The organism is Novosphingobium flavum (genome assembly GCF_014230315.1).
Taxonomy (GTDB): Bacteria; Pseudomonadota; Alphaproteobacteria; order Sphingomonadales; family Sphingomonadaceae; genus Novosphingobium; species Novosphingobium flavum.
Genome location: NZ_JACLAW010000014.1, coordinates 80,614 through 101,120 on the forward strand (window position 1 = coordinate 80,614; position 20,507 = coordinate 101,120).

The 20,507-nt window shown below is 67.6% G+C and carries 27 protein-coding genes; 12 read left to right on the forward strand and 15 right to left on the reverse strand.

Annotation, left to right across the window (positions count from 1 at the left end):
• Nucleotides 1-118 precede the first annotated feature (118 nt).
• From H7F51_RS16320 to H7F51_RS16330, 3 genes are all read left to right on the forward strand, one after another.
• Nucleotides 119-2,869, forward strand: coding sequence for a [protein-PII] uridylyltransferase (locus tag H7F51_RS16320; RefSeq protein WP_185665378.1), 2,751 nt, complete (start codon nt 119-121; stop codon nt 2,867-2,869).
• Nucleotides 2,870-3,213: 344 nt separating this feature from the next.
• Complete coding sequence (gene infC, locus H7F51_RS16325) at nt 3,214-3,735, forward strand: translation initiation factor IF-3 (RefSeq protein WP_185665379.1); 522 nt, start codon at nt 3,214-3,216, stop codon at nt 3,733-3,735.
• A 413-nt stretch (nt 3,736-4,148) separates the two neighbouring features.
• Nucleotides 4,149-4,778: a DUF6988 family protein gene (locus tag H7F51_RS16330; protein WP_185665380.1), complete on the forward strand. Its 630-nt coding sequence runs from the start codon at nt 4,149-4,151 to the stop codon at nt 4,776-4,778.
• Here H7F51_RS16330 and H7F51_RS16335 read toward each other — a convergent pair.
• From H7F51_RS16335 to hisB, 13 genes are all read right to left on the reverse strand, one after another.
• Nucleotides 4,741-5,274 carry a J domain-containing protein gene (locus tag H7F51_RS16335; protein ID WP_185665381.1) on the reverse strand — a complete coding sequence of 178 codons (534 nt, stop codon included), beginning with the start codon at nt 5,272-5,274 and terminating at the stop codon, nt 4,741-4,743. The two genes, H7F51_RS16330 and H7F51_RS16335, sit on opposite strands and share 38 nt — an antisense overlap.
• A gap of 99 nt (nt 5,275-5,373) precedes the next feature.
• Complete coding sequence (pal, locus tag H7F51_RS16340) at nt 5,374-5,907, reverse strand: peptidoglycan-associated lipoprotein Pal (RefSeq protein WP_185665382.1); 534 nt, start codon at nt 5,905-5,907, stop codon at nt 5,374-5,376.
• 68 nt (nt 5,908-5,975) lie between these two features.
• Entirely contained in the window at nt 5,976-7,343 is a 1,368-nt protein-coding gene (gene tolB, locus H7F51_RS16345; RefSeq protein WP_185665383.1) for a Tol-Pal system beta propeller repeat protein TolB, read from the reverse strand.
• Complete coding sequence (locus H7F51_RS16350) at nt 7,340-8,164, reverse strand: hypothetical protein (protein WP_343061315.1); 825 nt, start codon at nt 8,162-8,164, stop codon at nt 7,340-7,342. Before H7F51_RS16350 ends, tolB begins: the two co-directional genes overlap by 4 nt.
• 18 nt (nt 8,165-8,182) lie before the next feature.
• Entirely contained in the window at nt 8,183-8,656 is a 474-nt protein-coding gene (locus tag H7F51_RS16355; protein ID WP_185665385.1) for an ExbD/TolR family protein, read from the reverse strand.
• Between the two features lies 1 nt (nt 8,657).
• Nucleotides 8,658-9,359: a protein TolQ gene (gene tolQ, locus H7F51_RS16360; RefSeq protein ID WP_185665386.1), complete on the reverse strand. Its 702-nt coding sequence runs from the start codon at nt 9,357-9,359 to the stop codon at nt 8,658-8,660.
• Complete coding sequence (locus H7F51_RS16365) at nt 9,356-9,811, reverse strand: YbgC/FadM family acyl-CoA thioesterase (protein ID WP_185665387.1); 456 nt, start codon at nt 9,809-9,811, stop codon at nt 9,356-9,358. The genes tolQ and H7F51_RS16365 overlap by 4 nt, the downstream gene beginning before the upstream one ends.
• A 72-nt stretch (nt 9,812-9,883) precedes the next feature.
• Entirely contained in the window at nt 9,884-10,261 is a 378-nt protein-coding gene (locus H7F51_RS16370) for a histidine triad nucleotide-binding protein (RefSeq protein ID WP_185665388.1), read from the reverse strand.
• Nucleotides 10,261-10,581, reverse strand: coding sequence for a phosphoribosyl-ATP diphosphatase (locus H7F51_RS16375; protein WP_185665389.1), 321 nt, complete (start codon nt 10,579-10,581; stop codon nt 10,261-10,263). The genes H7F51_RS16370 and H7F51_RS16375 overlap by 1 nt, the downstream gene beginning before the upstream one ends.
• A gap of 31 nt (nt 10,582-10,612) precedes the next feature.
• On the reverse strand, nt 10,613-11,374 hold the full coding sequence (hisF, locus tag H7F51_RS16380; protein WP_185665390.1) for an imidazole glycerol phosphate synthase subunit HisF: 762 nt from the start codon (nt 11,372-11,374) through the stop codon (nt 10,613-10,615).
• 3 nt (nt 11,375-11,377) lie between these two features.
• Entirely contained in the window at nt 11,378-12,106 is a 729-nt protein-coding gene (hisA, locus tag H7F51_RS16385; RefSeq protein ID WP_185665391.1) for a 1-(5-phosphoribosyl)-5-[(5-phosphoribosylamino)methylideneamino]imidazole-4-carboxamide isomerase, read from the reverse strand.
• 2 nt (nt 12,107-12,108) lie between these two features.
• Nucleotides 12,109-12,738, reverse strand: a complete 630-nt coding sequence (gene hisH / locus H7F51_RS16390) for an imidazole glycerol phosphate synthase subunit HisH (protein WP_185665392.1) — start codon at nt 12,736-12,738, stop codon at nt 12,109-12,111.
• Between the two features lie 4 nt (nt 12,739-12,742).
• The gene (hisB, locus tag H7F51_RS16395; RefSeq protein WP_185665393.1) at nt 12,743-13,351 is read right to left on the reverse strand and encodes an imidazoleglycerol-phosphate dehydratase HisB; all 609 of its coding nucleotides are present in this window, start codon (nt 13,349-13,351) and stop codon (nt 12,743-12,745) included.
• A 128-nt stretch (nt 13,352-13,479) separates the two neighbouring features.
• On the opposite strand from hisB, the gene H7F51_RS16400 reads away from it, so the two are divergent.
• The 7 genes from H7F51_RS16400 (at nt 13,480) to H7F51_RS16430 (ending at nt 17,057) form a co-directional block, all read left to right on the forward strand.
• Nucleotides 13,480-13,989: an SspB family protein gene (locus H7F51_RS16400; RefSeq protein ID WP_185665394.1), complete on the forward strand. Its 510-nt coding sequence runs from the start codon at nt 13,480-13,482 to the stop codon at nt 13,987-13,989.
• Between the two features lie 13 nt (nt 13,990-14,002).
• The gene (locus tag H7F51_RS16405; RefSeq protein WP_185665395.1) at nt 14,003-14,410 is read left to right on the forward strand and encodes a hypothetical protein; all 408 of its coding nucleotides are present in this window, start codon (nt 14,003-14,005) and stop codon (nt 14,408-14,410) included.
• 54 nt (nt 14,411-14,464) lie between these two features.
• A complete protein-coding gene (gene gmk / locus H7F51_RS16410; RefSeq protein ID WP_246448654.1) occupies nt 14,465-15,103 on the forward strand; it encodes a guanylate kinase in 639 nt (212 codons plus the stop codon).
• A 175-nt stretch (nt 15,104-15,278) separates the two neighbouring features.
• Nucleotides 15,279-16,118: a 2,3,4,5-tetrahydropyridine-2,6-dicarboxylate N-succinyltransferase gene (gene dapD, locus H7F51_RS16415; RefSeq protein WP_185665396.1), complete on the forward strand. Its 840-nt coding sequence runs from the start codon at nt 15,279-15,281 to the stop codon at nt 16,116-16,118.
• A gap of 100 nt (nt 16,119-16,218) precedes the next feature.
• Nucleotides 16,219-16,422 (forward strand): hypothetical protein, encoded by a 204-nt coding sequence (locus H7F51_RS16420; RefSeq protein ID WP_185665397.1) that lies wholly within the window; start codon nt 16,219-16,221, stop codon nt 16,420-16,422.
• A 2-nt stretch (nt 16,423-16,424) separates the two neighbouring features.
• Entirely contained in the window at nt 16,425-16,613 is a 189-nt protein-coding gene (locus H7F51_RS16425) for a DUF3008 family protein (RefSeq protein WP_185665398.1), read from the forward strand.
• 27 nt (nt 16,614-16,640) lie between these two features.
• The gene (locus tag H7F51_RS16430) at nt 16,641-17,057 is read left to right on the forward strand and encodes a DUF1810 domain-containing protein (RefSeq protein WP_185665399.1); all 417 of its coding nucleotides are present in this window, start codon (nt 16,641-16,643) and stop codon (nt 17,055-17,057) included.
• On the opposite strand, the gene H7F51_RS16435 is transcribed toward H7F51_RS16430, so the two are convergent.
• Entirely contained in the window at nt 17,054-18,325 is a 1,272-nt protein-coding gene (locus H7F51_RS16435; RefSeq protein WP_185665400.1) for a dipeptidase, read from the reverse strand. The genes H7F51_RS16430 and H7F51_RS16435 overlap by 4 nt on opposite strands.
• Nucleotides 18,326-18,413: 88 nt before the next feature.
• On the opposite strand from H7F51_RS16435, the gene H7F51_RS16440 reads away from it, so the two are divergent.
• Complete coding sequence (locus H7F51_RS16440) at nt 18,414-18,824, forward strand: DoxX family protein (RefSeq protein WP_185665401.1); 411 nt, start codon at nt 18,414-18,416, stop codon at nt 18,822-18,824.
• A 4-nt stretch (nt 18,825-18,828) separates the two neighbouring features.
• On the opposite strand, the gene H7F51_RS16445 is transcribed toward H7F51_RS16440, so the two are convergent.
• Nucleotides 18,829-19,623, reverse strand: a complete 795-nt coding sequence (locus tag H7F51_RS16445; protein ID WP_185665402.1) for a VgrG-related protein — start codon at nt 19,621-19,623, stop codon at nt 18,829-18,831.
• A gap of 107 nt (nt 19,624-19,730) precedes the next feature.
• On the opposite strand from H7F51_RS16445, the gene H7F51_RS16450 reads away from it, so the two are divergent.
• Nucleotides 19,731-20,486, forward strand: coding sequence for a sulfite exporter TauE/SafE family protein (locus H7F51_RS16450; protein ID WP_185665403.1), 756 nt, complete (start codon nt 19,731-19,733; stop codon nt 20,484-20,486).
• Nucleotides 20,487-20,507: the final 21 nt, after the last annotated feature.

Sequence of the window (20,507 nt, forward strand, 5' to 3'; positions counted from 1 at the left end):
GGATGGAACCGCAATGCGCGGTGCGGATTGTGGGTTCCGGTCCCCGAAGGGATGCTTGGCAGGCGCGGCAAAGCTGCTAGCGTAGGTCCGCTCCCATACTGCCCCGGAAATCAAGCCCTTGTCGTCCACTCGCATTGCCAACCAGCGCGCCATCATCGAGCGGCGCGGAATCGCTGCTGCCATCGCGGACGCGGTTGCCGAACACGGGGCGGAAAAGGCGCGCCCCCAGGTCGTCGCCCTGCTGCGCAATGCGCTTCATGCCGGGCGGGCGGTGATCGCGGCCCGCCTGTCCGAGCGGCCTTCCGCCGGGCAGGAGAGCGCCGCGGCCCAGGCCTTCCTTGTCGACCAGCTGGTCCGCCTGATTCATGACCACGTGGTGAGCGAGGTCTATCCCGCCGCCAATCGCTCCACCGGGGAGCGGATCACGATCCTGGCCGTGGGTGGCTATGGCCGCGGTGAAATGGCGCCGCATTCGGATGTCGACATCGCCTTCGTCACCCCGATCAAGCAGACCGCGTGGTGCGAGCAGGTGATCGAGGCCATGCTCTATTTCCTGTGGGATCTCGGGCTCAAGGTCGGCCATTCCAGTCGCTCGCTCGACGAGACGGTGCGCATGGCCCGCTCCGACCTTACCATCCGCACAGCCCAGCTCGAAGGGCGCTACGTCTGGGGTGATCAGCAGCTTTACGACGAGTGCGCCCGCCGCTTCTGGGCCGAGGTGGTGCAGGGGACCGAGCGCCAGTTCGTGGCCGAGAAGCTGGCCGAGCGGACCGATCGCCACAAGCGGCTGGGAGACAGCCGCTACGTGGTCGAGCCGAACGTGAAGGAGGGCAAGGGCGGCCTGCGCGACCTGCACACGCTCTACTGGATCGGCAAGTACATCCACAAGGTGCGCGATCCCTCCGAGCTGGTCGACGTCGGCCTGCTTACCCCCAGCGAATACCGCGCCTTCCGCCGCGCCGAGAACTTCTTCTGGGCGGTGCGCTGCCACCTCCACACCATCACCCGCCGCGCCGAGGACCGGCTCACCTTCGACCTTCAGCGCGAGGTGGCGGCGCGGATGCAGTTTTCCGACCGGCCGGGCAAGAGCGCGGTCGAGCGGTTCATGCAGTACTTCTTCCTGCAGGCGAAGCGCGTCGGCCACCTCACCGGGGTGTTCCTCGCGCAGCTTGACGAGCAGTTCGCCAAGAAGCAGCCGCGCGGGCTGCTGGCCGGTTTCCGCAGCCGGCCGCGGATCGTGCGCGGCTACAAGGTGTTCGGCGGCCGGGTCAACGTGCCGACCGATGACTGGTTCACCCAGGACCCGGTGCGGCTGATCGAGATCTTCGCCCTGGCCGACCAGGAACGGCTCGAGATCCATCCCGAGGCGATGCGCCTTGCCGCCCGCGACGCCCGCCTGATCGACGGCGAAGTGCGCAAGTCGGCCCGCGCCAATGCCCTGTTTCTCGAGATCCTGACCAGCCGCAACGATCCCGAGACCACCCTGCGCTGGTTCAACGAGGCGGGCGTGTTCGGCCGTTTCATGCCCGATTTCGGGCGGGTCAACGCGCAGATGCAGTTCGACATGTATCACCACTATACGGTGGACGAGCATACCATCCGCGCGATCGGCCTGCTCTCGCGCATCGAGAAGGGCGAACTGGCGGTCGATCATCCGCTGGCGACCCAGATCATCCACCAGGTCAATTCGCGCCGGGCGCTCTATGCCTCGGTGCTGTTCCACGACATCGCCAAGGGCCGCAAGGGCGACCACTCGGTGCTGGGCGCCGAACTGGCGCTGCGGGTCTGCCCGCGGCTCGGGCTCGATCCGGCGGAGACCGAGCTGGTTTCCTGGCTGGTGCGCTATCACCTGCTGCTCAGCGCCACGGCCTTCAAGCGCGACCTGGCCGACTGGAAGACGATCCAGGACCTGGTCGAGGTGGTCCAGTCGGTCGAGCGGCTGCGCACTCTCGCGCTGCTCACCATCGTCGATATCCGCGCCGTCGGCCCCGGGGTGTGGAATTCGTGGAAGCGCCAGCTGATCGGCGAGCTTTATGCCGCGGCGGAAGAGCGCCTGCGGCTGGGCCATGCCGAGCATCACCGCTCGCAGCGGGTCGCCCTCAAGAAGCGGGCCGTGGCCGCGCGGCTGGGCGCACGGGCGGGCTTGGTCGAAACCGTCGGCAGCCAGCTCGGCGATGCCTACTGGATCGCCGAGCCGGACGACATCATCGCGCTCAACCTCGCCCAGCTGGAGGCGGCCAAGGGCCAGCCGCTTGATGTTGCGACCACCTATTACGCCGCGCGCGGGGCCAGCCTCGTCACCGTGATCGCGGCCGACCATCCGGGCCTGTTCTACCGCATCGCCGGGGGCATCCACCTTGCGGGCGGCAATATCATCGATGCCCGCATCCACACCGCGCGCAGCGGCGTGGCGGTCGACAACTTCCTCGTGCAGGACCCGCTCGGGCGCCCGTTCAGCGAGGAGACCCAGCTCGCCCGGCTCAAGACCGGGATCGCCGATGCCCTCGCCAACCGGGTCAAGCTGGTGCCCCAGCTTGCCGCCCGCCCGCTCGCCCGGCCCCGTGCCGAGGCCTTTGCCGTTGCCCCCCGGGTGGAGTTCGACAACAAGGCCTCGAACCGCTTCACCGTGGTCGAGATCAATGCGCGCGACCGGCCGGCCCTGCTCAACCGCCTCGCCCGTGCCCTGTTCGAGGCGCGGCTGATCGTCCATTCCGCCCATATCGCCACTTACGGCGAACGCGCGGCCGATACCTTCTACGTGACCGACCTGCTGGGCGAGAAGATCGACCAGCCCGCCCGCCTCAAGCAGGTCGAGCGCAAGCTGCTGGAGGCCGCCGCCGAGGGCAAGGTCGAGGTCGAGCTAGCGTAGTTTGGTCAGCCTTCGACATCCGGCGAAGGCTTGCGGCGAATTTGTGCATGGACCGGGGCAAGCCTAGCTTGCCCCTTGCGCGGCACCGGCCCGCTCCCCCGGCCCAACCACCCACAGGGTACACTCAATGGGTGGTTGGGCCGGGGGAGCGGGCCGGTGCCGCAAGCCTCCTGCGGATGCAGGAGGCGCACCAAACAAGGACTCGGGGCCGGTGCCGCACGGGAAGCCCGGATGGGCGTTCCGACTAACCAAAGTCTCCGCTTCCCCGCAGGCGCGAATCGCTCTAAGGAGCCGCCAGAAGTGAATCCACAGGAGAACGTACTATAGCTCCCCCTCCACGGCGCATGATGCAGCCCCCGGTCAAGAGTGGGCCGCGCTACAACAATCTCATCCAGTCGGACAAGGTCCGCGTCATCGATGAGAACGGAGAGAATCTCGGCGTGATGTACACGCGCGAGGCCATCGAGCAGGCTGCGGAAGTCGGCCTCGATCTCGTCGAAGTCTCGCCCAACGCCGATCCGCCGGTCTGCAAGTTCCTCGACGTCGGCAAGTTCCGCTACGAGGCGCAGAAGAAGGCCAACCTTGCCCGCAAGACCCAGAAGACGCAGGAGATCAAGGAGATCAAGATGCGTCCGAACATCGACGATCACGACTATGACGTGAAGATGCGGGCCATGCACAAGTTCATCGGCGAAGGTGACAAGGTCAAGGTGACCCTGCGCTTCCGCGGCCGTGAGCTTTCGCACCAGCAGCTCGGCATGAACCTCTTGCGCCGCGTGCAGGAAGACATCGCCGAAGTCGCCAAGGTCGAAGCCTATCCGCGCATGGAAGGCCGCCAGATGCTGATGGTGGTCTCGCCCAAGTAAGCGGCGGGTTTCCGCGACGATTTAGTGAGAGGCGCTCCGTTCGGGGCGCCTTTTGCTTTTGGGGCAGGGTCACACCAGTGTAACCCTGCGCCGCCCGGTTTCGGGCAAATATTCATGACAAATCAAGGGCCGCGCGGATCAGTGCATGGGTGACACTTGTCCAACCTGAGCGCGTTTTTCCGGCCCGATCCGTGGTTCAAAGAGCGGCGGGGAAGATGGCAGGTTTGGCCTGAGTAGGAAACGGTTCGGGGTTGTGGGCGGTCCTGCTGTCTGGTCCGCGATCACGAAGTCGATTCAACGGGGGTCGATGGCTTGAATGGCGGGGTGAGGACATCCCTGTTGCACTCCAGAATGTGTATTTTTCGCTGGCAAGCAAACCTCAACCGCCTTAGCCTGCAAAGCAGGGGCTTCGGATGACTAAAATTCTGGTATCTATTGAAGAAGCCAAGAAACTGTCCGACCTCCTGTGGGATGGCATGGATGGTCTCCCCATAAACGGTGGCTTAAGGGAACGGCTCGCTATCGCGGCATTAGTCGTCTCCTTGCATCACCATAGGGCCCTCATCTTCCTTTTAGAAAATGGTTCTTATCAATCCTTCATGGCCCTGCTGCGACCCCAAACTGATGCTTGGGTAAATGGAGCTTGGTTGCACCTTTGTGCTACTGATGGGGAACTGGAGAACTTTGCGGCTGGTAAAAGCCATGTGCAACCTAGGGAAATTTTCGAACGATTAGAGGCTGCGATGGGCAACCAAGTCATTGCCAATCTAAAGAAAGGTCGGTGGAAAGAGATGTGTGATTTTACTCACACCGGCATCTTCCAACTCAATCGCAATCTTACCGCCGATACCGTCGAGCCGAATTACCCGGAGGACGAACTCATCGGCGCCTTGGAGCAGGCGAACGTCTCTGGGGTAATCGCAGGGACTTTTGCAGCGGGTGTCGCCAACAATCAGAATCTGGCTAACAGCCTACTAGCGAAGGCATTAGAGATGACTGCCCCGCCTACCCCTTCCACTCCCGCCGCTCTTCCGCCGCCCTGAGCACTTCGTAGCTCACCTGTAGCTTGTGGAATTCGGTCGCGGCGGCCTCATCCCCGGGCTTCACATCGGGGTGGACCAGCTTGGCCTTGGTCCGCCAGGCCTTCTTCACCGCCTCGAAATCGGCATCCGGGTCCAGCCCGAGCGTTTCCAGCGCCTTCAGCTCATCGCGCGAGCGGGTGCCGTCGCCCGAGCCGGCCCAGCCGTAGTGGGCCGATTCCTTGTAGCCGCCGGCGTCGGCCCGTTCGCGGGCCTCGCGCTGTTCGGCTTCTTCCTTGGTCAGGCCCTCGAAGTAGTTCCAGCCGGAATTGTATTCGGCGGCGTGGCTCTGGCAGAAATACCAGCGCTCCGGGCTGTTGGGCGATTTCGGCGCGGGGCAATCGCCCTTCTCGTTGCAGCCGGAGCGGTCGCACATGCGCACGGGGGTGGCGTCGCTGGCGCTGCCGTAGCCGCCCCAGCGCGGGAATCCCCATGAATCGGATCGGCGGGCCCTGCTCATCTATGCCAGATAGTTTGCAAGGCCCGCCGGCTCAAGGTGCCTTGTCGGGATGGCACAGCAAGCCCCCGACGGATGCCGGGGGCGCAGCCTGTAAAAGACTCAATCAATCGTCACGGTAACCGCGCGGCGGTTCTTGGCCCAGCTGGCCTCGTCCGAACCGAGCGCAACCGGGCGCTCCTTGCCGTAGGACACCGTGGTCAGCCGCCCGGCATCGACGCCGAGGCTGACGAGGTAGTTCTTGGCGGCATTGGCGCGGCGTTCGCCCAGCGCAAGGTTGTATTCGCGGGTGCCGCGCTCGTCGGCGTGGCCTTCGATCGTGGCCTTCTTGGCCGGATACTTGGCCAGCCACTGGGCTTGCTGGGCCAAAGCCGCCTGATCGTCGGCATCGACGTTGAACTTGTCGGTGTCGAAATAGATCGTGTCCTTGCCCATCATCTGCTGGGCGAAATCGGCCTGGCTGCCCGGCGCCGGACCCTGCGGGGTGGCGGGCGGCGGGGCTTCGGTGGTGGTGGTCGGCGCGGGCGGCGGGGGCAGCTCGGCCGGGGCCTTCTTCGAACAGGCCGCAAGGGCCAGGCTCGAGGCCACCAGCAGGGTGGTCGCCTGAAGGGCGGGCTTTAGGGCGGAGCGGATCATCATGCTTCTCCTTGGAATGGCCTTGCAGGCAATACGGCGCACGGCCGTAAAAATATGGTGTGTCCGGCTCAGGGGCGGACCGGGCCCCAGGCCGGGTCGGAAGCGTCGACCGGGGTCGGCAGCTTGCGTTCATTACGTCCGGTCAGGTCGACCTGCCAGATCGAGGCCTGGCCCGAGCCCTTGGCCGTGCGGAAGAACTGCACGATCCGGCCGTTGGGCGACCAGGTCGGCGCTTCGTCCTGCCACGAATTGGTGAGGTAGCGCAGGTTGCCGCCGGAGGGGCTCATCACCGCGATGCGAAGATCGCCGACGATGTGGGTGAAGGCGATCTGGTCCCCGCGCGGGGACCATTCGGGCGTGGCGGCGCGGCCGCCGAAGAAGGTGATGCGCTTCTGGTTCGAACCGTCGGCGTCCATCACATAGACCTGCTGGCTGCCGGAACGGTCGCTCTCGAACACGATCTTGCTGCCATCGGGCGAATAGGAGCCGCCGATGTTGATCCCCGGCGTATTGGTCAGCCGCTGCGGGGTGCCGCCGCCGCTGGCGGGGATGCGGTAGATGTCGGTATTGCCGGCCGCGGCCATCGAATAGAGGATCCACTTGCCATCGGGCGACCAGCGCGGGGCGAAGGTGGGGTTCTTCGACTGGGTGATCAGCCGCTGGGTGCCCTTGTCGAGGTCATAGACGTAGATCCGGGGCGAGCCGTTGAAGTAGCTGAGATAGAGGATCGAGCCATAGTCCGGCGAATAGCGCGGGGTGAGCGCGATCGACTGGCCGGTGGTGATATAGCGGTGGTTGGCGCCATCGGAATCCATGATGGCGAGGCGCTTCATCCGGTGGTCCTTCGGCCCGGTCTCGGCGATGTAGGCGATCTTGGAATCGAAGAACGGGCTCTCGCCCGAGAGGCGCGAATAGACGAGGTCGGCGCACTTGTGCGCGGCGCGGCGCCATTCGGCGGGCTGCACTTCCCAGCCGCCCTTGACCAGCTGCTGGCGCAGGGCAACGTCATAAAGGTAGCAGCCGATGGTCAAGTTGCCGCCCGGCGCGGCGCGGACATAGCCGTGGACCAGCATTTCCGCGCCCCGGCCCGACCAGATGCCGAAATCGGGGGCGACGACCTGGCCGAAGCTGGGCTGGGGCAGGGCATCGGGGCCGGTCGGCTTGAACAGGCCGTTGTTTTTCAGGTCAGCGGTGATCACCTGGGCCAGCGCCTTGCCCAGCGCGGCGGTCGAGCCCGCGCTGGCCTGGGTCGGCACGTCGGCATTGGTCGGGAAGGTGGGGATGGCGATGCCGAGGTCCTGCCACGGGGTCTCGTCGGAAACCGAGCCGGTGAGCCCGCCCTCAGGCTGGGCGGCGGGCGCGGCTGGGCTTGCCGTCTGCGCGGCGAGCGGCGCGGCAAGGATGAGGGCGATGAGCGGAAGGGCGGCAGTTTTCATTGCGACAGCTTTCGGTCGAAGCGGAACGAGGCGACGTGCTTCCACGCCGCGTAAAGGTCTTCGGGCAGATCGAACGGCGCGGCCAGCCGCACGGCGCGGACTGCCTGCTCGGCATGGCGCTGGGCCTGGGCGCGGTTGGCGTCGGTGATCCCTGCCTGGCTGACAACGCGCGGGGGGCCGGCAAGGCTCCCGTCGGGGTTCAGGTCCCAGGCCAGCACGGTGACGAGCTGATCGGAATCGGCGCCTTGCGGGGCGGACCACTTGGGCTTCAGCTGCCGGGTGATCGCGCCGGAGAGGGCCGAGCGGACGGCGGGGCCGATTTCCTGCGCGGGCGGGGTGGTGGCCTTGGCGCCCGGGGTCTGGCCCCCGGCGATGCCCTTGAGGAAGTCGCTGCCGATCCGGCTGCCGCCGCCACCAGCGGGCTTGGCGGCGGGCTTCTGCGGCGCGGGGGCGGGCTTGGCCGGGGCCTTGGCGACCGGTTGCGGCTTGGGCGCGGGCTGGGGCTTGGGAATGACCTGAGGCAAGGGCTTGGGGGGCGGGGGCTGGACCTGCGGCTGGGGCCGGGGCTGCGGCTCGGGCGCGGGTTCGGGCACCGGGTTCTCGGCGATCACCGGGGCGATCGCGGGGGCGGCTTCGGCCGCCGGTTCGGGCGAGGTCGAGCGTTCGGCGATCTCGTCGGAGAAGGTGACCGTCATCCGCTCGGGCAGGGGCAAGGGCGCGGGCGTTGGCGGCTTGAGCGCCAGCCAGGCCACCAGCGCGACATGCGCGGCGACGGCCACGGCAAGCCCGGCTTTCTCTTCCCTGCGCAGTGTGGTCCCCATACCAGCCATTCCCTAGGGCTATGGGGCCGTAACTGAACCGTTGGTGACCAGCGAGATCGAATTGAACCCGGCGTGGTTCAACTCGCCCATTACCTGCATCACGTCGCCATAGGGCAAGGCCCGGTCGGCGCGCAGGGTCACCAGTGGCGGCTTGCCGCCCTCGCCGGTCCCGGCAAGGCTGGCCAGCCGGTCGGCCAGTTCGCCGGGGGCGACTTCGGCCTCGTCGAGGAAGGTCTTGCCGTCGCTCGTCATCGAGATCGTCACCTGCTTGGGCTCGGTGGCGAGGGCCTTGGCCTTGGAGTCTGGCAGTTCGACCGGCACGCCCGCGGTCAGCAGCGGGGCGGTGACCATGAAGATGATCAGCAGCACCAGCATCACGTCGACCAGCGGCGTGACGTTGATTTCCGCCATGGCGCCGCGCTTGCCGCGCCGTCCGCGCCTGCGGCCGCCGCCGCCGCCTCCGCCTCCGCCTCCGGCCAGGCCCATCGCCATGTTATTCAGCCTCCAGTTCGCGGCTGAGCGTGGTGTGGAAGCGGTCGGCGAAGCGCTGGAGGCGGGCTTCGAAGTGGTTCACCGCGCTGGAAAAGCGGTTGTAGGCGATGACCGCCGGGATGGCGGCGAAAAGGCCGATGGCCGTGGCGAAGAGGGCCTCGGAAATGCCGGGGGCGACCACGGCGAGCGAGCTATTCTGCTGCTGGCCGATCTGGAAGAACGAATTCATGATCCCCCAGACCGTGCCGAACAGGCCGATGAAGGGGGCGGCCGAGCCGACCGTGGCGAGGAAGTTCAGCCGGTCGCCCAGCCGGTCGCTCTCCTGCTCGACCACCGAGCCCATCACGGCGGAAAGGCGCTGGCGGGTGCCCTCGCGGTCCAGCTGCTTGAGGGCGAGGCTGCGGCGCCATTCGCCCAGCGCCGCGCCGACGACCTTGGCCGAGGGTACTTCCCCGCCGGAATTCTCCTTGTGGAAGGCTTCCATGTCCTTGGCCTGCCAGAAGCCGTCCTCGTAGGCGCGGTTGCGGCGCTTGAGCGAACCGACCCGCAGCGAGAACGAGAGGATGATGGTCCAGACCCAGACCGAGGCGAGCAGCAGGCCGCCCATCACCAGCTGGACCACGATATCGGCATCGAGGAACAGCTTGACCGGGTTGAGGTGGGCGCCGCCCGTGGTGGCAGCGAGAATTTCAAGGCTGGTCATGTCGTTTCCGTGTCGAGAATGCTGGAGAAGGCCGCGCGCCAGGCGGCGGGCTGGCGTTTCGGGCGGCCGTCGGGGCCGATGAAACCGACCCGTACCCGCGCCTCGGAGAGAAGCTGCCCGTCCCTGAGCGCGCGCTGAACTAGGCGGCACGAGGCGGCGCCGACGTCCTCGGCATGGGTTTCGATCGTCACCACATCGTCCAGCCGGGCGGGGGCGAGGTAGCGGATCGTCACTTCCGAGACGGCATAGGTGCCCGCGCCGCTTTCCTGCGCGGCGCGCTGGTCGATCCCGAGCAGGCGGACGAGATCGCTGCGCCCCCGCTCGAACCAGCGCAGGTAATTGGCGTGGTAGACCGCGCCGGACAGGTCGGTGTCCTCGTAATAGGCGCGCACCGCGAGGCGGTGGACGGGCCCGTCAAGGCAGCCGGAGGGAGGGGCGGGCTGGTTCGGCATCCGCCAAGGGTCTTAGCCTTGGCGCGAGTCGCAGGGCAAGGGCGCGGGGGCGAAAAGCCCGCCTTGCCCCCCTTATTGCGATATCATGCCGTAAAATTGCCGTCCGCCGAACAGATGGACGTGGAGGTGCGGCACTTCCTGCCCGCCGTGCTGGCCGATGTTGGCGAGCAGACGGTAGCCCGGATCGACCAGCCCCTGTTCCCGCGCCACCGTGCCGACGGCGCGGATGAAGCCGGCGATCTCGGCATCCGGAGCCTTGGCCGAGAAATCGTCCCAGCTGACATAGGGCCCCTTGGGCAGGACGAGGATATGGACCGGCGCCTTGGGCGAAATGTCATGGAAGGCGAGGGCGAAATCGTCCTCATAGACCTTCTTGCAGGGGATTTCCCCGCGCAGGATCTTAGCGAACACATTGTCCGGATCGTAGGGCAGGCGGGGATCGATCGCCATCAGTCAGCCTTCCTTGCCGCCTTTTCGGCGATTCCCGAAAGTCCCTCGCGCCGGTCGAGTTCCGCGAGGACATCGCCCAGCGGCACGTCCCTGGCGCCGAGCAGGACCATGAGGTGGAACAGGAGGTCGGCCGCTTCGCCGACCAGCTCCTCGCGGTCGCCCGAGAGGGCGGCTATCACCGTCTCGGTCGCCTCCTCGCCCACTTTCTGGGCGATCTTGCCGACGCCCCTGGCGTTGAGCTTGGCGACATAGGAGGTCGACGGATCGGCATGGCGCCGCGCCGCGATGGTGCTTTCGAGTTTTGCGAGGGTGTCGCTCATGCAGACCGGATGCAGCGGCGTTGCACCGGGGTCAACCCCGGGCCGGTATGCCAGCCGCGCGCAGGGCGGCGTGGGCCTCGGCGATCGAATGCTTGCCGAAGTGGAAGATCGAGGCGGCGAGCACGGCGCTGGCATGGCCCTTGGTCACGCCCGCCACGAGGTGGTCAAGCGTGCCGACGCCGCCCGATGCGATGACCGGGATGGTGACCGCATCGGCGATGGTGCGGGTCAGTTCGAGATCATAGCCGGCCTGGGTGCCGTCACCGTCCATCGAGGTGACGAGCAGTTCGCCGGCGCCGAGTTCCGCCAGTTTTATGGCATGTTCGATGGCGTCGATCCCGGTCGCCTTGCGGCCGCCGTGCGTGAAGATTTCCCACCGGCCCGGCGCCGTGCGGCGCGCATCGACCGAGGCGACGATGCACTGGCTGCCCATCTTCTCGGCAATGTCGGAGACCACTTCGGGGCGCGAGACGGCGGCGGAATTGACCGCGACCTTGTCCGCGCCGGCCAGCAGCAGCGCACGGGCGTCTTCCACCGTGCGGACCCCGCCGCCGACGGTGAGCGGCATGAAGCAGACTTCCGCCGTGCGCCGGACCACGTCGAGCAGGGTGCCGCGCCCTTCGTGGCTGGCGGAAATATCAAGGAAACACAGCTCGTCGGCGCCCGCCGCGTCATAGGCGCGGGCCTGTTCGACCGGATCACCCGCGTCGATCAGGTCGACGAAGTTCACGCCCTTGACCACGCGCCCGTCGCGGACGTCGAGACAGGGGATTACACGGACGCGGACTGTCATCGCTCAGGTCCTTTCGGCCATGGCGATCGCGGCCTTGAGGTCCAGCCGCCCTTCGTAAAGCGCGCGGCCGGTGATCACGCCTTCGATGCCTTCGTGGGCGTGGAGGGCGAGGATGTGGATGTCGTCCAGCCCCTTCACCCCGCCGCTGGCGATCACCGGGATGTCGACCCGGCGGGCGAGGTCGACCGTGGCGTCGATGTTGACGCCCTTCAGGAGCCCGTCGCGGCCGATGTCGGTGAAGAGCAGGCTTGCGACGCCGGCATCCTCGAAGCGGCGGGCGAGGTCGACCACGGCAACGTCGGAGACGTCGGCCCAGCCTTCGGTGGCGACCATGCCGTCCTTCGCGTCAACCGCGACGACGATGCCGCCGGGGAACTCCTTGGCCATGTCCTTGACGAATTCCGGGTCTTTCAGGGCTGCCGAGCCCATCACCACGCGGGAAACGCCAAGGTCGAACCAGCCCGCGACCGCCTCGCGGGTGCGGATGCCGCCGCCGAGCTGGACGTGGCCGGGGAAGGCCGCAAGGATCGATTCGACCGCCTCGCGGTTTTCCGCGCGGCCGGCGAAGGAACCGTCGAGATCCACCACGTGGAGGTGCTGCGAGCCGGCTTCGGCAAAGAGCAGGGCCTGGGCGGCGGGATTGTCGCCGTAAACCGTGGCGCGCGCCATGTCGCCTTCGGCGAGGCGCACGACCTGGCCGCCCTTGAGGTCGATGGCGGGGAAAACGATCATTCTCAGGGTTTCCAGTCGAGGAAGCGGGCGAGCAGGGCGAGGCCGTAGGCCTGGCTCTTTTCCGGGTGGAATTGCACGCCGACGATATTGTCGCGCATCACGGCGGCGACGACGCCGCCGCCATGGTCGGTCATCGCCGCGACGGCCGCGCCTTCATCGGGCACGAAGTGATAGGAATGCAGGAAATAGGCCTCGCCCGGCTCGATCAGCCCGTGGGATGCGCCGTGGGGCGGCAGGTCGACGTCGTTCCAGCCCATGTGGGGGATCTTGATCGAGGGATCGGGCCGTTCGATCAGCCGCACTTCGCCCGCGATCCAGTCCAGCCCTTCGGTAATCCCGTGCTCGACCCCGCGGCTGGCGAGGAGTTGCATGCCCACGCAAATGCCGAGGAACGGCGCGCCTTCGACCAGCACCCTATCCTCGATCGCGTCGATCAGTCCGGTCACGCCGCGCAGCCCCTCGGCGCAGGCCCTGAACGAGCCGACGCCGGGCAGGACGATGCGGTCGGCCGTGCGGATCACGTCCGGATCGGCGGTGATGACCAGCCCCTCGGCCCCGGCGGCCTTCAGCGCATTGGCGACCGAGTGCAGGTTGCCCGCGCCATAGTCGATGAGTGCAAGCTTTGCGGCCATGGTCTCAGCCGTTGAGGCTCCCTTCTCCGAGCAGGCCCTTGGTGGAGGGCACGGCCCCGCCCTTGCGCGGGTCCAGCTCGACCGCGGTGCGCATCGCGCGGGCGAAGCCCTTGTAGATGCCTTCGCAGATGTGGTGGTTGTTGCTGCCGTAGAGCAGTTCGATGTGCAAGGTGATCCCGATCGCCTGCGAGATCGACTGGAACCAGTGCTCGAACAGCTCGGTATCCATCTCGCCCAGCTTTTCCTGGGTGAAAGCGGCCTTCCACACCAGCCACGGGCGGCCCGAAATGTCGAGCGCGACGCGGGCGAGGGCCTCGTCCATCGGCGAATAGACCGAGCCGTAGCGGCCGATTCCGCCCCGGTCGCCCAGCGCCTGCGAGATGCACTGGCCGATGGCGATCGCCGAATCCTCGGTCGTGTGGTGCTGGTCGACATGGAGATCGCCGACGATCCGGCAGCGGATGTCGATCAGCGAGTGGCGCGAGAACTGCTCGATCATGTGATCGAGGAAGCCGATTCCCGTGGAAATATCGAATTTCCCGGTGCCATCGAGGTTCACCTCGACGTCGATGTCGGTTTCGTGGGTCTTTCGGGTGATGCGGGCGGTACGCATGAGCAGTCCTTGGGGCCGGTTCGCGGCGTCAGAATCCTTGTCTGCGCGCCTATAGACCCACAGGCAAACGGTGCAAGGCACGCTTTGAACGCTTGACCATGCGCCTTGCCGTCGCCACTTGAGGGGGGATGACCGAAACGCCCGACAGCCTGATCCCCTACGATGAAATCGTCCAGGAAGCCCTGCGCGCCGTGGTCGGCCGGGTTCTGGGCCAGGTCGAATCGTCGGGTGGCACCCTGCCGGGCAACCATCACTTCTACATCACCTTCAAGACCGGCGCGCCCGGGGTGGACATTCCCCAGCACCTGCGTGAGCGGTTTCCCGACGAGATGACCATCGTCCTCCAGAACAAGTTCTGGGACCTGACCGCGGCGGAGGATCACTTCTCGGTCGGCCTCTCGTTCAACCAGATGCCGGCCAAACTGGTGATTCCCTTCGCGGCGATCACCGCATTCGTCGATCCGGCGGTCGATTTCGGACTGCAGTTCCAGGCGACCGTGGCCGATCTCGCCCCCGAGCCGCACGAGGCGGGCGAGAATGACGGGTCCGAGCCGGATGCGGAACAGGGCGAGGCCCCCCGCGTTTCCAGCGAAGACGGCTCCAACGTGGTCACGGTGGATTTCGGCCGCAAGAAATAGGGAGTTCGGCTGGATGGCAAGGTTCCGCAAGGCCCGCGAGACGGCGGTGAAGGCGGAAGAAAGCCTGCCCGCGAGCCCCAGCCCCAACCCGATGACCAACCTCGTGCTTGCCGACATCGCCTTGCGCGGCGGCGGCCGGCTCCTGCGACATGCGATCGAGCGCGGGCTGCTCGGGCGGGCCTACAGTCCGAAGAAGGCCGAGAGCCTGATCAAGGGGCGCACCATGGGGCAGACCCTGATCGGCACGGCCCTCGCGCGGATCGCCACCCGATCGCTGCCCGGCGCCCTGCTGGTGGGCGGGGGGATGCTGGCCAAGACGCTGTACGAGCGCCGCCATGCCAGGGCCCAGGCGGCGAGCGGGGGCAAGGCGGTCGACCGGCAGGCGGTTCGCGGCAAGCGGGCTGGGGGCGGCGGCGATTGATCGGTTTCGCACGCGAGACTTGATTCGCATCCCCGCCATGCGCCAAAGGCGGGCATGGCTACCGACACGCTTCATCGCCGCGGCCTGATGCTGATCCTGTCCTCCCCCTCGGGCGCGGGCAAGACCACCATCGCCCGCAAGCTGCTCGAACAGGATCGCGAGATCAACTCGTCGGTCTCGGTCACCACCCGGCCGATGCGGCCCGGCGAGGTCGAGGGGCGCGACTATCACTTCGCCAGCCCCGCCGAATTCGAGCAGATGGTGGAGGACAACGCCTTCTTCGAATGGGCGACCGTGTTCGGCCATTGCTACGGCACGCCCAAGGCGCAGATCCGCGCCGGGCTGAAGGAAGGGCGCGACTTCCTGTTCGACATCGACTGGCAGGGCACCCAGCAGCTCTACCAGAAGGCCGAGGTCGACGTTGTCCGCGTGTTCATCCTGCCGCCGAGCCTCGACGAGCTCGAGCGGCGCCTGATCAGCCGCCAGACCGACAGCAGCGAAGTGATCGCGGCGCGCATGGCGCGGGCCCAGGCCGAGATCAGCCACTGGGACGGCTATGACTACGTGGTGGTCAACGACGACGTCGAGACCTGTTTCGCCAAGGTGAGCGCGATTCTCCATGCCGAACGGATGCGCCGCACCCGCCAGACCGGCCTGATCGACTTCGTCCGCGAGCTGACGAAGAGTCGTTAGGAGGGTGCGCCTTCCACGTCCGTGGAAGGCTTGCGGGCTGGTGCCGCAAGGAAAGCCCGGAAGGGCTTTCCGCACTACATTAACACTCCGGCTTGCCCCGCCGGGCCAGCCGGGATAGGCGCGCGGCCCTGAACGACACAGAATCCCCCGACACAGAAAATCCAAGGAACAGCCGATGACCGACCTCGCCAGCAAGATCGAAGCCGCCTGGGAAGCCCGTGACGGCGTGACCCCCGCCAGCGCCGACGTGCGCGCGATCGTCGACGAGGCGCTCGACCTGCTCGATTCGGGCGCGGCGCGCGTGGCCGAGCCGGACGGGCAGGGCGGCTGGAAGGTCAACCAGTGGCTGAAGAAGGCCGTGCTGCTCTCGTTCCGCCTTGCCGACAACGGCGTGATGGAACACGGCGCCGGCGGCGCGGCTCCGGCCTTCGACAAGGTTCCGCTCAAGTTCGAGGGCTGGGACGATGCCAAGTTCCGCGCCGGCGGTTTCCGCGTGGTGCCGGGCGCCGTGGTCCGCCGCAGCGCGCACATCGCCAAGGGCGTGGTGCTGATGCCGAGCTTCGTGAACCTGGGCGCCTATGTGGGCGAGGGCACGATGGTCGACACCTGGGCCACGGTCGGCTCCTGCGCCCAGATCGGCAAGAACGTGCATATCTCGGGCGGCGCCGGGATCGGCGGCGTGCTCGAGCCGCTGCAGGCCGGGCCGGTGATCATCGAGGACAACTGCTTCATCGGCGCCCGTTCGGAAGTGGCCGAGGGCGTGGTCGTGGGCGAGGGCGCGGTGCTTTCGATGGGCGTGTTCATCGGCGCCTCGACCAAGATCATCGACCGGGCGACCGGCGAGGTCCACGTGGGCAAGGTTCCGCCCTATTCGGTGGTCGTGCCGGGCTCGCTGCCGGGCAAGCCGCTGCCGGACGGCACCCCGGGGCCGAGCCTCTACTGCGCCGTGATCGTCAAGACGGTCGACGCCCAGACCCGCAGCAAGACCGGGATCAACGAGCTGCTGCGCGACTGATCGGCATGGACCTGACCGGGCCCGATCCGGACCCGGTCAGGAACATCGGCCTTGCTCCGGCGTAGAATCGCCACTGGTTTGTCCAGTGGGAGCAAGTGCGATGGAACGTCACGGCGAAGAAGTTCACCTCGACACGACCGAGGCGCGTGGGGGCGATACGCCGCACGTGGTCCGCTACATGTTGATATTCGGGCTGGTCCTCGCGATCCTGGCCCTTTCGGCAATCTGGATCACCGGGGCCGCTACCAGCCCGCAGGGCGAGCGCACCGGGCACGTCACCAACCAGGCCACGCCCGAGAGCTGACGATGCCGGCGCGATCAAAGGCCCAGCAGCAGGCCGCCGGCGCGGCCCTTTCCGCCAAGCGGGGCGAGACGCCGAAGTCGCGCCTCAAGGGCGCTTCGCGCGACATGGCCGCATCCATGACCGAGAAGCAGCTCGAGGAACTGGCCGCGACCAGCCGGAAGGGCCTGCCCGCGCACAAATCGAAGGACTGAGCGGGCCCGGCGCTGCATAGTGGCGCCATGACCGATTCGCTCGACCGCTTCGTCGGCGCCCAGGCCGAAACCTACGCGGCGGCCCTCGCCGAACTGAAGGCCGGCGTGAAGCGCAGTCACTGGATGTGGTTCGTCTTCCCACAATTGCGCGGGCTGGGGCGAAGCCATACGGCCTGGCACTACGGGCTGGTCGATGCCGAGGAGGCGCGGGCCTATCTCGCCCATCCCGTGCTGGGGGCGCGGCTGGCGGTTTCCACCGAGGCGATGCTGGACTGGGCCGGGCAGCGGTCGGCCGAGACCATTCTCGGGCCGGTCGACGCGCTCAAGCTTCGCAGCTGCCTGACGCTGTTCGAGGCGGCGGGCGGCGAAGCGCATTTCGCCGAGGCGCTCGAAGCCTTTTACGGCGGGGAGCGCGATCCGGCGACCCTGGCCTTGCTGGGCTAGAAGACGGTCGGGCTTTCCAGTGCCGGATCGGCGGCATGAGCGGCGGCATAGGCGTCTGCCGCTTTCAGTATGCGCAGCATGTTGCGGCTGGCGATCTTCTCGAGGTCGGCCTGCGCATAGCCGCGCCGGGCGAGTTCGGCGAACAGGGCCGGATAGGCCGATACGTCGGCGAAGCCCTCGGTCATCGTGTCCATCCCGTCGAAGTCGCCGCCGACCCCGACATGGTCGATCCCGGCAACCTTGACGATGTGATCGACGTGGTCGGCAAGGTCAGACAGGGTGGCGGGCGGGACCGGATGGGCTTTCTCCCATTCCGCCAGCGCGGCCTTGGCCTGGTCCGGCGCCTCGCTGAAGCGGGCGTCGAGCCGGGCCTTTTCTGCGGCGCGATCGAGCGCCCAGTCGCGCGCCTTCTGGCTGACATAGGCGGGCAGCGAGACGACCATCACGATCCCGCCATTGGCCTTGATCCGCGCCAGCACCTCGTCGGGCACGTTGCGGGCATGGTCGGCCACGGCGCGCGCGCCGGAATGGCTGAAAATCACCGGGGCGCGGGCGACGTCGAGCGCGTCGAGCATGGTCCTGGTGCTGGTGTGGCTGAGATCGACCAACATGCCGATGCGCTGCATCTCGCGCACCACGTCCTTGCCGAAAGGCGAGAGGCCGTTGTTCTTCGGGGCATCGGTGGCGCTGTCCGCCCAGGAGGTCGAGCGGAAGTGCGAGAGGGTCATGTAGCGCACGCCGAGCGCGCGGAACTGGCGCAGGACGCCGGGCGAATTGCCGATCGCATAGCCGCCCTCCATGCCCAGCAGCGAGGCGATCTTGCCTGCCTTCAGCGCCTTTTCGACGTCGGCGGCGTTATCGGCGAACTGCAGGTCGGCCGGATAGCGGGCGATCAGGCGGCGGGTGACGTCGATCTGCTCCATCACCGCTTGGACCGCCTGCTGGTCGGTGAGGCCCGCCGAGACATAGACCGACCAGAACTGCGCCCCGACCTTGCCCCTGCGCAGCCGGGCAAGGTCGGTGTGCATGGCGATATAGCCCTTCGCCGGATCAGCCGTGCCGCTGGTGTCGGCAAAGTCGAACTTCGCCAGAACGTCGTGCCAGCGTTCGCGCAGCTGCTCGGGCACGTCGTTGTGCCCGTCCCACACCGGGGCGGCCTTGAGCGCGGCGGCGGCGATTTCCTCCGGGCTTCTCGGCGGGGCCGCAAGGGCCGGGGAAGCGAGGATCGCGGTGGCGAGGGCAGGGGCGAGCAGCGAACGAAGGCGCATCGAGGTCCTTTCCGGCGGATGACCCACCCTTGCCGTTTCGCGCGCCGCGCTCAATACGCTTTTCTTGGCAAGCAAGAGGATGGGCGGGATGACGGGGCGAATGATCGTGCGCGGCTTGCTGGGCCTGCTCTATCTTGCCGCCGGGGTGCTGCACCTGATCCTGCCGCGCCCGTTCATCGCGATTACGCCGGGCTGGGTTCCCGATCCCGCGCTGGTCATCGCCCTCACCGGGCTGGCCGAGATTGCCGGGAGCCTCGCCCTGCTGCAGCCGTGGTCGGGCCCGCTGCGCCGTGCGGCCGGGTGGGGACTGGCGGCCTATGCGCTGTGCGTCTGGCCAGCCAATATGCACCATATGGCGCTGGATCTGGCGCGCAGCGATCACGGGCTGGGGCTGGCCTATCACCTGCCGCGCATGGCCGCCCAGCCGGTGCTGATCTGGGCGGCGTTGTGGACCAGCGGCGCGATCGGCTGGCCCTTTGCCCGAAAGGGCAGGTGCTAGGGGCTTAGCCAAGCATGGCGAGCGCGGCGGCGCGCTCGGACGGGTAGCGGCGCGCGGCGATGTCGAGCAGGGTTCGCGCGGCGCCGGGATCGGAGCCTGCGGCGATGTCGCGGACATAGGCGGTGCGCTGGGCATAGATCGCCTCGATCAGCGCACGGTCGTAGCCCGGGTCGGCGCGGGGGCAGGCCTTGTCGGCCGCGGCGATTCCGCGCAGCAGAACCTTTGCCGCCGCGCCGTGCTGCACCGCGCAGGACCAGCAGGCATCGCGCACGGCATCGGCGCGGGAGTCGAGGTCGAGCCCGCTGCCGGCCCGCACGGCGGTCACGACCGGGCGATAGTGGGTCCGCTCGATGAAGGCGTGCTGGGCCTGGGCAAAGGCGGGTGCCTCGCGCGCGGCGATCGCCTGCCAGGCGGCGGTGAAGGCGGCGCTGCCCGGGGCCTTGCCGCGGAATTCGGGGCCCCAGGCCGCGCCCTCGGCGGCGACGAAGCTCGCGGCCGTGCCGGTCCTGGTCGCCATCTGGTAAAGGCCGTAGGACACTCCGCCCGGATCGCGCAGCCCGCTCGACACCGTGCCCGGCCCGCGCCCGCCGCTCTCATAGCGTTCGGACAGGGAGCCGAGGCGGTGCGGGGATATGGGCGCGGGCGAAGGCGTGGCCGCCGGGGTGTCGGCCCAAGGCTCCGCTTCGCCGGCGGCCTGTGCCAGCACCTCGGCGAGGCCGTCCAGCCCGGACGGCGTGCCATCGGGCGCGCCGGTCACGGCCTTTTCGGCGTCGCGCAGCGGGACGAAGTCGAAATCCATCGCATATTTCTCCAAATCAGTGAAATCATATCTAAAGATATAACCAATTTGGTGAGTAGGAAACTGGCCCCCTTGCCATGCCGCCAGCGGGGTGCTTGGCGGGGAGCATGAGCCTGCTTGCCGATCCCCTGACCCTTGTCCTTGCCTGCCTCGCGGTGATCATCGTCGGCGCGGCCAAGGGCGGGCTGAGCGGGGTCGGCGCGCTCGGCACCCCGATCCTCGCGCTCGCCCTGCCGCCGGCCGAGGCTGCGGCCGTGCTGCTGCCGGTGCTGCTGGTGCAGGACGCGGTTTCGGTCTGGGCCTTCCGCAAGGAGTGGGATCGCTGGATCGTGGGCTGGATGCTGCCGGGCTGCGCGATCGGCATCGCGCTCGCCACCGGATATGCCGCACTGGTCGACGAGCGCCGGCTGCTGCTCCTGCTCGGGCTGATCACCTTCGGCTTCGGCGCCTTCCGGCTGTGGGTCGAGCGCGGCGGGCGGGCCGCGGCGCCCTCCACCTCGCCGGGCTGGGTCGGCCTGCTGTTCGGCGTCGCCACCGGGGTGACGAGCCAGGTTGCCCATGCCGGCGGACCGCCGTTCCAGATGTGGGTGACCCCGCGCCGCCTGCCGCACGAACGCTACATCGGGACCAGTGCGGTTCTCTTCGCGGCGATGAACTGGCTCAAGGTGCCGGGCTATGTCATGCTCGGTACGCTCAACCGCCAGACCCTTGCCGCAGCGGCGCTGCTGCTGCCGCTTGCAGTGGTTAGCACACTTTTTACGCTGCGGTTGATCCGGCGAATGCGGTCAGGGCGGTTCTACATCGTCATATACGTGCTGATGGTCCTTCTCGGCGCCAAACTGGTGTGGGATGGCATTGCCTGATGCGCGGAAATGCGCACTGGC

What these genes read in the sequence shown, in the direction of transcription:
- infC (WP_185665379.1), top strand. Translation starts at nt 3,214, where the DNA reads ATGATGCAGCCCCCGGTCAAGAGTGGGCCGCGCTACAACAATCTCATC.
- H7F51_RS16330 (WP_185665380.1), top strand. Translation starts at nt 4,149, where the DNA reads ATGACTAAAATTCTGGTATCTATTGAAGAAGCCAAGAAACTGTCCGAC.
- H7F51_RS16335 (WP_185665381.1), bottom strand. Translation starts at nt 5,274, where the DNA reads ATGAGCAGGGCCCGCCGATCCGATTCATGGGGATTCCCGCGCTGGGGC.
- pal (WP_185665382.1), bottom strand. Translation starts at nt 5,907, where the DNA reads ATGATCCGCTCCGCCCTAAAGCCCGCCCTTCAGGCGACCACCCTGCTG.
- tolB (WP_185665383.1), bottom strand. Translation starts at nt 7,343, where the DNA reads ATGAAAACTGCCGCCCTTCCGCTCATCGCCCTCATCCTTGCCGCGCCG.
- H7F51_RS16350 (WP_343061315.1), bottom strand. Translation starts at nt 8,164, where the DNA reads ATGGGGACCACACTGCGCAGGGAAGAGAAAGCCGGGCTTGCCGTGGCC.
- H7F51_RS16355 (WP_185665385.1), bottom strand. Translation starts at nt 8,656, where the DNA reads ATGGCGATGGGCCTGGCCGGAGGCGGAGGCGGAGGCGGCGGCGGCGGC.
- tolQ (WP_185665386.1), bottom strand. Translation starts at nt 9,359, where the DNA reads ATGACCAGCCTTGAAATTCTCGCTGCCACCACGGGCGGCGCCCACCTC.
- H7F51_RS16365 (WP_185665387.1), bottom strand. Translation starts at nt 9,811, where the DNA reads ATGCCGAACCAGCCCGCCCCTCCCTCCGGCTGCCTTGACGGGCCCGTC.
- H7F51_RS16370 (WP_185665388.1), bottom strand. Translation starts at nt 10,261, where the DNA reads ATGGCGATCGATCCCCGCCTGCCCTACGATCCGGACAATGTGTTCGCT.
- H7F51_RS16375 (WP_185665389.1), bottom strand. Translation starts at nt 10,581, where the DNA reads ATGAGCGACACCCTCGCAAAACTCGAAAGCACCATCGCGGCGCGGCGC.
- hisF (WP_185665390.1), bottom strand. Translation starts at nt 11,374, where the DNA reads ATGACAGTCCGCGTCCGTGTAATCCCCTGTCTCGACGTCCGCGACGGG.
- hisA (WP_185665391.1), bottom strand. Translation starts at nt 12,106, where the DNA reads ATGATCGTTTTCCCCGCCATCGACCTCAAGGGCGGCCAGGTCGTGCGC.
- hisH (WP_185665392.1), bottom strand. Translation starts at nt 12,738, where the DNA reads ATGGCCGCAAAGCTTGCACTCATCGACTATGGCGCGGGCAACCTGCAC.
- hisB (WP_185665393.1), bottom strand. Translation starts at nt 13,351, where the DNA reads ATGCGTACCGCCCGCATCACCCGAAAGACCCACGAAACCGACATCGAC.
- H7F51_RS16400 (WP_185665394.1), top strand. Translation starts at nt 13,480, where the DNA reads ATGACCGAAACGCCCGACAGCCTGATCCCCTACGATGAAATCGTCCAG.
- H7F51_RS16405 (WP_185665395.1), top strand. Translation starts at nt 14,003, where the DNA reads ATGGCAAGGTTCCGCAAGGCCCGCGAGACGGCGGTGAAGGCGGAAGAA.
- gmk (WP_246448654.1), top strand. Translation starts at nt 14,465, where the DNA reads ATGGCTACCGACACGCTTCATCGCCGCGGCCTGATGCTGATCCTGTCC.
- dapD (WP_185665396.1), top strand. Translation starts at nt 15,279, where the DNA reads ATGACCGACCTCGCCAGCAAGATCGAAGCCGCCTGGGAAGCCCGTGAC.
- H7F51_RS16420 (WP_185665397.1), top strand. Translation starts at nt 16,219, where the DNA reads ATGGAACGTCACGGCGAAGAAGTTCACCTCGACACGACCGAGGCGCGT.
- H7F51_RS16425 (WP_185665398.1), top strand. Translation starts at nt 16,425, where the DNA reads ATGCCGGCGCGATCAAAGGCCCAGCAGCAGGCCGCCGGCGCGGCCCTT.
- H7F51_RS16430 (WP_185665399.1), top strand. Translation starts at nt 16,641, where the DNA reads ATGACCGATTCGCTCGACCGCTTCGTCGGCGCCCAGGCCGAAACCTAC.
- H7F51_RS16435 (WP_185665400.1), bottom strand. Translation starts at nt 18,325, where the DNA reads ATGCGCCTTCGTTCGCTGCTCGCCCCTGCCCTCGCCACCGCGATCCTC.
- H7F51_RS16440 (WP_185665401.1), top strand. Translation starts at nt 18,414, where the DNA reads ATGACGGGGCGAATGATCGTGCGCGGCTTGCTGGGCCTGCTCTATCTT.
- H7F51_RS16445 (WP_185665402.1), bottom strand. Translation starts at nt 19,623, where the DNA reads ATGGATTTCGACTTCGTCCCGCTGCGCGACGCCGAAAAGGCCGTGACC.
- H7F51_RS16450 (WP_185665403.1), top strand. Translation starts at nt 19,731, where the DNA reads ATGAGCCTGCTTGCCGATCCCCTGACCCTTGTCCTTGCCTGCCTCGCG.